Origin of the sequence: Parabacteroides massiliensis, from assembly GCF_900155425.1 — a bacterium.
Lineage (GTDB): Bacteria > Bacteroidota > Bacteroidia > Bacteroidales > Tannerellaceae > Parabacteroides > Parabacteroides massiliensis.
The window spans coordinates 326,849-339,449 of the sequence record NZ_LT700191.1 but is presented as its reverse complement, the minus strand read 5'-3'; the positions used below and the strand labels follow the sequence as shown (position 1 = coordinate 339,449).

Below are 12,601 nucleotides of genomic sequence, written 5' to 3'. Positions count from 1 at the left end.
TTATGGCAAAGATATTAGTGGCAACAGATAAACCTTTCGCAGCGATAGCTGTGAAAGGTATCCGCGAAGTAGTGGAAGGTGCAGGTGATGAACTGATCCTGCTGGAAAAATATGGCGAGAAGGCTAAACTGCTGGAGGCTGTCAAAGATGTGGATGCAATTATTATCCGCAGTGACGTGATCGATGCCGAAGTGCTGGATGCTGCCAAGCAGTTGAAGATTGTGGTTCGTGCCGGAGCCGGTTACGATAATGTCGATCTGGCAGCTGCGACAGCGCATAATGTCTGTGTGATGAATACACCGGGGCAGAACTCCAATGCTGTTGCCGAATTGGCTTTCGGAATGATGGTGATGGCTGTCCGCAACTTCTATAACGGAACATCCGGAACGGAATTGAAAGGAAAGAAACTGGGTATCCACGCCTATGGCAACGTTGGCCGCAATGTGGCCCGTATCGCGAAAGGTTTCGGAATGGAAATCTATGCATTCGATGCTTTCTGCCCGGCTTCGGCAATTGAAGCGGATGGGGTGAAACCGGTAGCTTCACCGGAAGAACTCTATGCTACTTGCGATGTCGTTTCTTTGCATATCCCGGCTACTGCCGAAACAAAAAATTCCATCAATTACGCTCTGGTCGGCAAGATGCCGAAAGGCGGCCTGCTGGTCAATACGGCCCGTAAGGAAGTGATCAACGAAGCCGAACTGATCAAGTTGATGGAAGAACGCACGGACTTGAAATATGTAACCGATATTATGCCCGTAGCCAACGAAGAGTTTGCCGCCAAATTTGCCGGCCGCTATTTCTCCACACCTAAAAAGATGGGCGCTCAGACTGCCGAAGCCAATATCAATGCCGGTATTGCCGCAGCCAAGCAGATCGAAGGCTTCCTGAAAGATGGATGTGAAAAGTTCAGAGTAAATAAATAGATTTATGATTTATAATTTATGATTTATGGAGCAAAACCCGACCTATGAGAAAGCCTTGTTGTTTGCGATTCGGATTGTTAATGTATATAAGTATTTGACAGGAGAGAAGAAAGAATTCATTATAAGTAAGCAACTTTTGCGTTGCGGGACTTCGGTTGGAGCGAATATAAGCGAAGCTCTTTCTGCGGAATCTTCGTCAGATTTTATTCATAAGTTGGCAATATCCCAAAAGGAAACGAACGAAACGATTTATTGGTTGACGATATTAGAGAAAACGGATTATTTATCCCAATCACAGTTTGATTCTTTATATTGTGATTGTCAGGAATTAAGGAAAATCCTCGTATCCATAATCCTTACCTCTAAAAATAAGCTCCATAAATCATAAATCATAAATCATAAATCATAAATCTAAAATATCATGGCACGAATTAAACCCTTTAAAGGAATCCGTCCTCCTAAAGAACTGATCGAACAAGTGGCTTCCCGTCCTTACGATGTGTTAAACTCCGAGGAGGCACGTGAAGAAGCAAAAGGCAACGATAAATCTCTTTATCATATCATTAAACCGGAGATCGATTTTCCGGTCGGGACAGATGAGCATGATCCTGCCGTTTATCTGAAAGCAGCCGCCAATTTCCAGATGTTCCAGGAAAAAGGTTGGTTGGTACAGGATAAGAAAGAATGTTATTATGTATATGCCCAGACCATGAACGGCAAGACGCAATATGGTTTGGTTGTCGGTGCTTATGTGCCCGATTATATGAATGGCGTTATCAAGAAACATGAACTGACACGGCGTGACAAGGAAGAGGACCGCATGAAACATGTCCGGGTGAACAATGCCAATATCGAACCGGTATTCTTTGCTTATCCCGATAATGCCGAGTTGGATAAGATTGTCGCCAAATATACTTCCCGTACGCCTGAATATGACTTTGTTGCGAAAGACGATGGTTTCGGCCATACGTTCTGGATCATCGACGAGCCGGCAGATATTGCCCGCATCACGGAACTGTTCGCTGAAATGCCTTCCTTGTATATAGCCGATGGCCATCATCGTTCTGCTGCTGCTGCGTTGGTAGGTGCGGAGAAAGCCAAACAGAATGCATCTCATAAAGGTGACGAGGAATATAACTATTTTATGGCAGTCTGTTTCCCGGCAAACCAATTGACGATTATCGATTACAACCGTGTGGTGAAAGACTTGAACGGCTTGTCGGAAGATGAATTCCTGAGTAAATTGGGAAAGAATTTCATCGTGGAAGAAAAAGGAACGGATATTTATAAACCGGCTGCTTTGCATAACTTCTCTCTCTATTTGGGAGGAAAATGGTATTCTTTGACGGCCAAACAAGGCACATACAATGATAACGATCCGATCGGTGTTTTGGATGTGACAATCTCTTCCAATTTGATTTTGGATGAAATTTTAGGTATAAAAGATCTTCGTACGGATAAACGTATCGATTTTGTCGGTGGTATCCGGGGTTTGGGAGAATTGAAACGCCGTGTGGACAGTGGCGAAATGAAAGTGGCACTGGCTCTTTATCCTGTCACTATGAAGCAACTGATGGACATAGCCGATACCGGCAACATCATGCCGCCCAAGACAACATGGTTCGAACCGAAACTGCGTTCCGGTCTCGTTATTCATAAACTCGAATAAAAGGAGTTTATATATATTCACAAGCCCGGACAGGTTGGTGCGACCTTCATCTTTTTTACTTGCCTGTTCGGGCATTTTTGTGTAAGTTTGTGAGTATAAACAATGGATATGGAAATAATCAGAAATGTTGTATTTGACTTGGGAGGCGTATTAATCGACCTGGATCATGGTCAGGCTGTACGCCGTTTTGAAGAGATCGGAGTGAAGGATGCAAAGCAACTGCTCGATCCGTATGAACAGAAAGGTTTTTTCCTGGAAGTGGAGAACGGAAAGATTGATATCGAAACCTTCTGCCGGAAATTATGCGAGCATACCGGCAAGCAACTCACTTATGATGAGATCAAGTATGCCTGGATGGGTTTTATTGCCGATGTGCCTCAATACAAGTTGGATTTCCTTTTGGAGCTTCGCAAGAAGCATAAAGTTTATCTGTTAAGCAATACGAATCCGATCATTCAGTCATGGGCGAGAAGCGAAGCCTTTTCTCCTGCCGGTCGTCCGATATCCGCTTATTTCGATAAGATGTACACCTCTTATGAAGTTGGTGTGACGAAACCGAATGCCGCCATCTTCGACCGGATGATAGAGGATGCCCCACTTGTTCCCACCGAAACGTTGTTTGTCGATGATGCCAAATCAAATATAGAAGTAGGACAGAAGCTCGGTTTTCATACCTACCAGCCTGAAAATGGAGAAGACTGGCGTTCGGCTATCCAGAATATATTGGGACAATAAAATTTCGGACCTTTATAAATCAAAAAAGGGAAACATCAGCTGATGTTTCCCTTTTTTGGTTTATGAAGATAAATTCGATTACATGATACCGCGTTCGCGCAGTCTTTTTTGCCATTTCCAGGCAGAAGCCAGAGTATCGGCCAACGTTTCAGTTGCTTTCCAACCCAATACATTATTGGCGCGTTCGGGATTGGCCCAAACCTTTTCGATATCACCTTCGCGGCGACCTACGATCTTGTGCGGGACTTTAACGCCTGTTGCAGCTTCGAATGTATTGATCAGTTCCAATACGGAAACACCGTTACCGGTTCCGAGGTTGAAGATTTCGACGTTATCCAAGGATTTGCCACCCAACATGCGGTCCATAGCGATCACGTGAGCCTTAGCCAGGTCTACGACATTGATGTAATCGCGGATGCAGGAACCGTCAGGCGTGTCGTAGTCGTCACCGAATACGCTCAACTCTTTGCGGATACCTATAGCCGTTTGTGTCAGATACGGGATCAGGTTCTGAGGAACACCGTTTGGCAATTCGCCGATCTCAGCTGTCGGGTGTGCTCCGATCGGGTTGAAATAACGCAGGATGATGCTCTTGAATGGAGCGCCGGCGTGGATCGTATCGCGGATGATCTCTTCGTTGATCTGCTTTGTATTTCCATACGGAGAAGTAGCCGGTTTGATCGGGGCATTCTCGGTTACAGGCAGATTTTCAGGATCAGGCTGTCCGTAAACGGTGCAAGAAGATGAGAAAACAATACCTTCGATATTGAATTCCGGCATCAGTTCCAGCAGGTTCACCAGTGTCACAATGTTGTTACGATAGTACTTCAAAGGTTGCTGTACGGATTCGCCCACAGCTTTGCTGGCGGCAAACAAGATGATTCCTTTGATGCCCGGATGAGCTTTCAGTGCTTCGCGCGTTCCTTCCTTATCTTTCAAGTCTAACTTGATAAATTCAGGACGGATGCCTGTGATGCGTTCGATACCGTCCAATACTTCTATATTGGAGTTAGACAGGTCGTCGATGATGACTACTTCGTAACCTGCGTTTTGCAGTTCTACCGTGGTGTGTGATCCGATGTAACCAGTTCCACCTGCTACTAAAATCTTCTGTTTCATGAGGAGAGAAAATTTATGATTTATGATTTATGAAAGGATTTATGATTTATGATTTATAATTTATAATAACAAATATCGCTTGTCGCCATAAATCATAAATCATAAATCTTAAATCTTAAACGATCCCCGAGAATCCCATAAACGCCATTGCCAGCAGACCAGCTGTGATAAGGGCGATCGGGGTTCCTTTCATGCCATCGGGAACATTTGTCATTGCTAATTGTTCTCTGACACCTGCAAAGATAATCAAAGCTAACGCAAATCCAATAGCAATGGAGAATGCATATACTATAGATTCTAACAAATTATACTGTTTCTGGATTACTTGGATGGCGACACCCAACACACAGCAGTTAGTCGTGATCAGCGGAAGAAATACTCCCAATGCCTGATAGAGGGCAGGAGACACTTTCTTCAGGATGATTTCCACCATCTGAACCAGAGCGGCGATAATCAAGATGAAGCTGATGGTCTGCATAAAGCCCAGACCGAACACATCCAATACGTATTTTTGCACGAGGAAAGTCACAAGTGTCGCAATGGTAAGCACAAATGCAACGGCTGCTCCCATACCGATTGCTGTATCCACTTTCTTGGATACGCCGAGGAACGGACATATACCTAAGAATTGGGACAACACAACGTTGTTGACAAATACAGCGGCGATAAATATTAATATATATTCCATATCTTACCTTGTTTTAAGCTTTACGCAGTTTATTAACAATAGCTATAAGGAATCCCAGTGCGATGAAAGCACCCGGAGCCAAGACGAAAATCAGCGAGCCGAATTGTTCCGGCATGATCGTCAGGTTGAACAGTTTGCCGGTTCCCAACAGTTCGCGGATAGCTCCTAACAGTGTCAAGGCGATCGTAAAGCCGAGTCCGATACCGATCCCGTCGAAAGCCGAGGCTACAACCCCGTTTTTAGCGGCGAAAGCTTCAGCACGTCCCAAAACGATACAGTTTACGACGATCAACGGAATGAACAATCCCAAACTTGCGTATAAGGCAGGGACAAATGCTTCCATGCACATCTGTACAACCGTTACGAATGTGGCGATTACGACAATGTATCCGGGGATACGGACCATATCGGGGATTACATTCTTCAATGCGGATATAGCCATGTTGGAACAGATCAACACGAACATGGTCGCCAATCCCATACTCATACCATTCAGTGCCGAAGAAGTCGTACCCAGTGTCGGACACATACCTAACAGCAATACGAATGTAGGGTTCTCTGTGATGATACCGTTCATCAATATTTTCAGATTACTCATTCTCGTTTCCTCCTTCTTTAGTTGTGTTATCGGATGATGTGGTTGCCCCGGTCAATCCGTCGGCACCGGAAAAAGCACTGTAGGCGCGGTTCACGGCATTCAGGAATGCACGGCTGGAGATTGTCGCAGCAGTGATAGCGTCTACATCACCGCCATCTTTGGATACTTTCAGTTCGCCGTCAGCCAGCTTGCGTCCCAATACGCTTTGGTGGTTCTTGTCTGCGCGGAACCATTCCTGCATCTTGGCTCCCAGACCCGGAGTTTCGGAATGTTGCAGTACGGAGTAGTTCAACAGTTTGCCTTCGGTATCGAAACCGACGATCACTTTGATCTCGCCGCTGAAACCTTTCTGTGTATTGCTTTCGACAGCCGCTCCTACGAGTTTGCCGTCTTTCATCGCCGGATAGATTTTCAGCGAATCGCCGTCTGCCGTAACAGCCATATAAGCATCTTCTGTCGGTTTGTTGTCGAATGCCGGCGTGACTGCTTTGATCGCTGCTTCCAGCGCCGCAGCTTTGGTGGCGGCAATCGGGCCGGTGGTGTACATGTTCACACCGGCTAATATCGCTCCTGCCACTACACAGATGATCGTGAGTGAAAGGAACATATTGGGTAATGTTGATTTTAGTTTTGCCATGCTTATTTTCCTCCGAAATGTTTAGGTTTCATATAACTGTTGATTAGCGGAGTAACTCCATTCATGATGAAGATGGCAAATGACATACCTTCGGGATAAGAACCGAACAGACGGATCACCGTTGTCAGGATACCAATGCCGACACCGTAGACAATCATTCCGCTCTTGCTCATCGGTGAAGTCACATAGTCGGTCGCCATGAAGATAGCTCCCAACATCAGGCCTCCGGACAACAGATGGACGAACGGGCTTGCATATTGAACCGGATTCACCAGATGCATGATACCTGTAAAGACAAATACCGTAACGAAGATGGATACCGGAACGTGCCAGGTGATGATCTTCTTCCATAACATATAGAACATACCTAACAACAGTGCCAATGCACTGACTTCACCAAGGCTTCCGCCCATGTTACCGACCAGCATATCGCTGAGTGTCGGCATCTTGTCGAGTGCCCCTTCGTTCATCAGTGAAAGAACGGTTGCACCTGTCGTCGCATCGGTATAAGATGTCAACTGTCCGGCAACGGGCCAGGTGGTCATTTGTGCCGGGAAAGAGATCAGCAGGAAGATACGTCCTGTCAGTGCCGGGTTGAAGATATTGTTACCCAGGCCTCCGAACGACATCTTACCGATACCGATGGCAGCCAGCGCACCGATGGCGATGATCCAGATCGGCAGGTTTGACGGTAGGTTGAACGCCAGCAAGACACCGGTCAGGATGGCCGAACCGTCGCAGATGGTCGGTTCCTTTTTCATCAGGAACTTCTGAATCAGATATTCGAACAGGACGCAGAAGAAAACCGAAGCTACGGTTACGACCAGTGCACCCAGTCCGAAAAAGTAGAGTGATACCAAGAAAGCCGGAACAAGGGCAATCAGTACACCGTACATATTTTTGCTTATGCTGTCGCCGCCATGAATGTGGGGCGAGGGAGACACGTATAATTTGTTTTCCATATTGCTCTTGTTTTATGACTTTCTTGCACGAATAATACCCATAACTTTACCTTTACCCAATCGGATCTGGTCTAACAGCGGACGGTGGGCAGGGCAAGTATAACTGCATGAACCGCATTCGATACAGTCCTGGATGTAGTTGGCTTCGGCCTTTTCCCAATCCTTATAGATCGTGAATTTCATCAGGAAGGCCGGATTCAACCCCATCGGGCAGACGTTCACGCACTTGGCGCAACGGATACAGTCCTGCATCGGCTTGCGGACAGATTCTTCTTTTGTCAGGAGCAACACGCCGGAACTACCCTTGGTTACCGGAACTTCGGCACTTACCAACGCTTTACCCATCATCGGGCCGCCACCGATAATCTTACCCGTGTTTTCGGGAATGCCACCGGCTGCCTCGATCAGTGTGTTGATAGGCGTACCCATGCGGACCAGGAAGTTCGACGGGTTGGCAACGGCCTTTCCTGTTACGGTCACGACACGTTCGAACAACGGTTTGTTCTTCTGGACGGCCTCGTAGACGGCGTAGGCGGTTCCAACATTCTGTACGACGGCTCCGGTCGAGATAGGCAGGGCGCCGCTCTTTACCTGGCGACGGATCACGGCGTCGATCAGCTGCTTTTCACCCCCTTGCGGATATTGCACTTTCAGCGGCATGATCTCGATTCCAGGATAGGCTACCGCCAGTTTCGTCAAGTGGGCGATTGCGTCGGGTTTATTGTTTTCGATGCCGATAACGGCTTTGCTTACATTCACGGCTTTCATCAGCAATGTGACGCCAACCAATATCTGTTCGCCTTTTTCCATCATCAGAGAATGGTCGGAGGTCAGATAAGGTTCACATTCGACTGCATTGATGATGATGATCTCAGCCTTGCTTCCGGGAGGCGGCATCAGTTTCACCTGTGTCGGGAAGGTAGCCCCACCCAAACCGACGATACCGGCTGCTGCAATCTTGTCGACGATCTCTTTGGATGACAACGTGCATTCTTTTACCAATGCATCGCTGCGGTCGATCGTTTCTTCCCATTCGTCTCCTTCCACATCGATGTAGATGGCGGGACGCTTGTAGCCGCTTGAGTCGAGTGCGTTATCTATTTTGTTTACTTTACCGGATACCGACGAGTGGATGTTGGCGGAAACGAAACCTCCTGCCTTGGCGACAAGTGTTCCTACTTTAACCAGATCACCCTTCTTGACCACTGCCTGGGCCGGAGCCCCGATGTGCTGGCTAAGCGGTATGATTACCTGCTTAGGAGCAGCTAACGCGGTAATTTTTTTACCGGCAGACAATTTATTTTCGGGCGGATGTATACCTCCGATTCGAAATGTCCTTAGCATACTATTAGATTTTATTTTTGATTTGTTTCTTCTTTTGTTTCAACTTTTGGAGTTTCTGCTTTTGGCGTAGCGTTTGTTACTGGAACTTCTGCCTTGGAAGCCTCTTCTTTCGGGGCTTCAGCCTTTGGCGCTTCCGGTTTTGCTTCTGCCTTCGGAACTTCCGTCTTCGGCGCATCTGCCTTTGGGGCAGCCGGTTTCGGAGCTGTTGCCGGTTTTACTTTGTCAGCGTTCACAGCCGGAGCAGCCTCTTTGCGTGGCGGGAAATTCAATTCGTGGATGGCACCGGTCGGACATGCGGCTACGCACTTGCGGCATAAGCGGCATTTGGTGTAATCGATATAAGCCACGTTGTTTTCCACTGTGATTGCTTCGAACGCGCATTCCTTTGCACATTTGCCACAACCGATACAAGCGTTGGCACAAGCTTTCTTGGCCACTCCGCCTTTGTCTTTGTTCACACAGCTGACGAAGACGCGGCGAGATTTAGGCCCTTTCTTACGCAGCTCGATGATGTTTTTCGGGCAAGCTTTTACGCAAGCACCGCATGAAGTACATTTGTCCTCGTCCACATTCGGAAGTCCTGTTTCAAGGTTGATGTGGATAGCGTCGAAGTTACATGCTGCCACACAGTCGCCATAGCCTAAGCAACCGAACGAACAGCCGGTTTCTCCTCCATACAGGGTCGAGGCAATTGCACAACTCTTCACACCGTCGTATTGGTTTGTACGCGGACGGGCGGCACAAGTTCCGTTGCAACGAACAACGGCTACCATCGGTTCTGCGCTGGCAGCTTCTTTTCCGAGGATGGCGGCAACTTTTCCCATTACCGGCGCTCCGCCTACGGGACATAGAAGGCCGTCCAAAGTGTCAGCCTTCACGCAAGCCGTAGCAAAACCACCGCATCCGGGATATCCACAACCTCCGCAATTGGCTCCAGGCAATACCTCCTGTACTTGTGCGATACGAGGATCTTCGTATACTTCAAACTTCTTGGAGGCGGCGTATAGAAAAACTGCGCCGATGGCTCCAATCGCTCCTAATGAAATAACGGCAATTAAAATCATGATATGTTTGTCAATTAAGTTTTTTCAAAGTAAAAATGAATCGCTTTTTTAGTTTGTCGCGTAAAAAGTATAATATGCAATAATAAGGAACTAATAGCAGTAATCCGGTTAACCCGCATGTGGTTTCTTCCCATTGCATACTTGTACCTGTTACAATAGTCGCAAAAACTATTATAAGCGGAAATATAAATGCAAGAAGCACTGCCTGCAGGCCCAGTGAACTTCGCCCGCATAACTGGACTTCTTCATTTACATGGAACTTACCAGAGTTGTCCGGAACCTCGATAACCTTTGCCTTGCTTTCGGATGCCGTACACATGCTTTTCGCATGGCACCCGGAGCAAGCCGATTGTTGAATGATCCTGACATAGACCGTACCGCCGTCGATCTTCTCTATAACACCATTGTGATTGATACTTTCGCTCATATTTGTAATCTCGACATTGCAAAACCGAGGCAAAAGTACGTATAATTTGGAAATTATGTCACGATTAACAAAGTTTATTATGGAAATAATAGACTTTGTCTTACCATTTGTAATTAAACCCGAAGCTTAACAGCTCGTTGACCTGAAGATAACTGTTGAAATCTTCTTTCTTTGCCACGGCATCATCATACCGGAGGTTCAAAGATATGGTCGTAGAGAAGAAGCGGCTGATGGCCATTGTCAGACGATTTTCAAATTCACCCAACATGCGGTCGTAACTGGTAAAATAGTAAAAACGTGAATACCAACTTACGTTCCGGTTGAATTGGAATGTCATGGTTGCATTGATCGTGGAACCGAACTGGCTGAGCTGGCGGTTGTATTTGCCCGTTGCTTCATCCTTTTTGAAACCGTGACGTCCCAAATCGATGTTCTCATTCGTGCTGTACATGAATGTGTACGAAAGCGGTGCCATGTTTGCTGATAGGGTCACTTTTTTATGCCGTCTGTTCGGGAATGTTTTATTCAGGTCATATTTCATACCGATACCGAGGTTGACACTGAACGGTGATAAGAAACTTGCCAGCTTGTTGTCCGTGTTTTCGGCATAATTGCTGAACAACTGCGTTTGGAAAGTTGCATCGAAAGTATAGAACCACCTGTTGAATGCTTTGTAACCGATGTTGCTGTGAAGACGCAACACGTCGTCACCGATCTTATAATCGCGCAACGTGTCTTTTGGAGCCGTATAGACATTCGTTTTCCATTCCAGTTCGTTTGTGAACTGAACTTTGTCTTTATTGTAATTGTAAACGAAGTATTGGCGGTTGGTCAGGTTCAATGCGCTCACACCTCCCTTATGCCAGTTCGGGGAAATATAATTTTGAGCGAACTGGATGGCGCTTTCGAAATGGGAAACCCAATAACGACGTTCCGGGATGAACTTGACCGGAGCGTCCACGTCGTTGAATGCGTTCGGGTCTTTTTCTATTTTGATCAGTTCCGGTTCGTATGTCACTTTCTTGATGACATGCGTTTTGACGACATCTGTCGGCAGGTCGCGCTCTGAGTAGCGGAAATATTCCGGATAATTCACGCGTACATAATTATAAGCCGTATTTTCTAACTTGTTCTTTAGAGTTTCGTCTTGGAATAGCGTCGTGTCCGGTTTGAATAACGGGAAGTTGGGGCGCTGTTTCGCCGCGAAGTCCTTATCATACAATTGCAGGTCTTCCGGGATAAGCCCTCCCTTGAACAGGATCGGGGTGAACAGCGGATTGATGATTGCCGTATCCCGCAAGGTCGCCCACGGGCTGATGATAGTAGACGGGTCGCGTACCCAATCCACCCAGTATTGTGCTTCCGGCGATAACTCTATCTCGTCTTTCTTTAAAAAGCGGATCAAATTTTCACTCGGTGTAGCAGGAGATGAGTAGCTGTTATTGAGTCTTTCAAACTGTGTCCTGAGATCAGGAATTTTATCCAGTTCCGTTTCTTCCAAGTCTAATGTGGGAAGCGTATCGGGAACCGCAACCAGGTCAGATTGGTTCAACTGGTTTCCGCTGATTATGTTAACGTCTTGTGCTTCTACCCGATTATTACTGAATAACAATACAATAAATAACGCTAAAACAGATCTCTTTACCATCGTCGTATCTTTTTTACATTCATTTAAAATATTGGTGCGAAATTAGTGAAAAGTTCTGAGATAGACTAATTTTATATGTAATTGTAATGGCATCAAGATCGATTGTTCTGTTTTTTACTTCTGTTTTGGTAATATTTTAGTCTATCATATCAATGTAGGTTAAAAAACATGAGGGGCACCCCCTACATTGAAAACTATTGTGTGTATATTTTATAAATGGACTTAAAGAGTCATTTTATGAAGAGCTTATGCAGGATACAATTATCATATCGGTCGTAACAAAAAACTGAATTACACTACCGAAGAACACTTATTGTATAATATTGTTTCTTTAACAGAGAAACGTATCTTTTGTCAATTGCATTAAATTCAGGCTTTTTTGACAAAAAAAGGCCTTCTTGCCGTGAGGTGCACTGTTTTTTCCCACGAAGACGGTCGTCATTGCCTTGACGACCGTCTTCATGCATGATGATCTCGGCATCTCACGGTAACGATGACCGTCTTCATCTCAATAACGACCGTCTTCATGGCCATAAAGGCTTGAATCCCTTTTCAAATATCCTAAGCCGCCACCAATCTTTTTTGCTACAGACAAATCTCCGGAGGTTAAGCTTTTCCAAAATGCAAGCGTTTATCCCTTTTCTATATCTCTCTAAACAATATATTTTCATTTTCTGCCGGTCTCATATATCCGTTTATCAACAAAACAGAAAAAACAGCATCAAAACATCAAACTAAAATACTCTGATATTTTGATCGAAAGAGAAAAAGCAGGAAATAGGGG

Annotated in this window: 13 protein-coding genes; 4 read left to right on the top strand and 9 right to left on the bottom strand. The window is 45.9% G+C overall.

The genetic code is table 11. The annotated features are described in order from the left end of the window. Positions 1-2: 2 nt before the first annotated feature. The 4 genes from BQ9893_RS12445 (at position 3) to BQ9893_RS12430 (ending at position 3,330) form a co-directional block, all read left to right on the top strand. Positions 3-926, top strand: coding sequence for an NAD(P)-dependent oxidoreductase (locus BQ9893_RS12445; protein ID WP_075966331.1), 924 nt, complete (start codon positions 3-5; stop codon positions 924-926). Positions 927-951: 25 nt separating this feature from the next. After that, the gene (locus tag BQ9893_RS12440; protein ID WP_075966330.1) at positions 952-1,314 is read left to right on the top strand and encodes a four helix bundle protein; all 363 of its coding nucleotides are present in this window, start codon (positions 952-954) and stop codon (positions 1,312-1,314) included. A gap of 33 nt (positions 1,315-1,347) precedes the next feature. Next, complete coding sequence (locus tag BQ9893_RS12435) at positions 1,348-2,595, top strand: DUF1015 domain-containing protein (protein WP_075966329.1); 1,248 nt, start codon at positions 1,348-1,350, stop codon at positions 2,593-2,595. A 108-nt stretch (positions 2,596-2,703) separates the two neighbouring features. Beyond that, positions 2,704-3,330, top strand: a complete 627-nt coding sequence (locus BQ9893_RS12430) for an HAD family hydrolase (RefSeq protein WP_075967361.1) — start codon at positions 2,704-2,706, stop codon at positions 3,328-3,330. Between the two features lie 78 nt (positions 3,331-3,408). Here the strand turns inward: BQ9893_RS12430 and galE are convergent, their stop codons facing one another. From galE to BQ9893_RS12385, 9 genes are all read right to left on the bottom strand, one after another. Next, positions 3,409-4,449 (bottom strand): UDP-glucose 4-epimerase GalE, encoded by a 1,041-nt coding sequence (gene galE / locus BQ9893_RS12425; protein WP_075966328.1) that lies wholly within the window; start codon positions 4,447-4,449, stop codon positions 3,409-3,411. 115 nt (positions 4,450-4,564) lie between these two features. Next, complete coding sequence (rsxA, locus tag BQ9893_RS12420) at positions 4,565-5,137, bottom strand: electron transport complex subunit RsxA (protein WP_075966327.1); 573 nt, start codon at positions 5,135-5,137, stop codon at positions 4,565-4,567. A 13-nt stretch (positions 5,138-5,150) separates the two neighbouring features. Continuing rightward, positions 5,151-5,735, bottom strand: a complete 585-nt coding sequence (locus tag BQ9893_RS12415; RefSeq protein ID WP_075966326.1) for an RnfABCDGE type electron transport complex subunit E — start codon at positions 5,733-5,735, stop codon at positions 5,151-5,153. Continuing rightward, positions 5,728-6,372, bottom strand: coding sequence for an RnfABCDGE type electron transport complex subunit G (locus tag BQ9893_RS12410; RefSeq protein WP_195482423.1), 645 nt, complete (start codon positions 6,370-6,372; stop codon positions 5,728-5,730). The genes BQ9893_RS12415 and BQ9893_RS12410 overlap by 8 nt, the downstream gene beginning before the upstream one ends. 2 nt (positions 6,373-6,374) lie before the next feature. Beyond that, positions 6,375-7,334, bottom strand: coding sequence for an RnfABCDGE type electron transport complex subunit D (locus BQ9893_RS12405; RefSeq protein WP_075966324.1), 960 nt, complete (start codon positions 7,332-7,334; stop codon positions 6,375-6,377). Positions 7,335-7,346: 12 nt separating this feature from the next. Further along, the gene (gene rsxC / locus BQ9893_RS12400) at positions 7,347-8,678 is read right to left on the bottom strand and encodes an electron transport complex subunit RsxC (RefSeq protein WP_075966323.1); all 1,332 of its coding nucleotides are present in this window, start codon (positions 8,676-8,678) and stop codon (positions 7,347-7,349) included. Between the two features lie 11 nt (positions 8,679-8,689). Further along, positions 8,690-9,742, bottom strand: a complete 1,053-nt coding sequence (locus BQ9893_RS12395; RefSeq protein WP_075966322.1) for a Fe-S cluster domain-containing protein — start codon at positions 9,740-9,742, stop codon at positions 8,690-8,692. Positions 9,743-9,752: 10 nt separating this feature from the next. Continuing rightward, positions 9,753-10,169 (bottom strand): SoxR reducing system RseC family protein, encoded by a 417-nt coding sequence (locus BQ9893_RS12390; protein ID WP_075967360.1) that lies wholly within the window; start codon positions 10,167-10,169, stop codon positions 9,753-9,755. 100 nt (positions 10,170-10,269) lie between these two features. Then, positions 10,270-11,817: a DUF3078 domain-containing protein gene (locus BQ9893_RS12385; protein ID WP_075966321.1), complete on the bottom strand. Its 1,548-nt coding sequence runs from the start codon at positions 11,815-11,817 to the stop codon at positions 10,270-10,272. Positions 11,818-12,601: the final 784 nt, after the last annotated feature.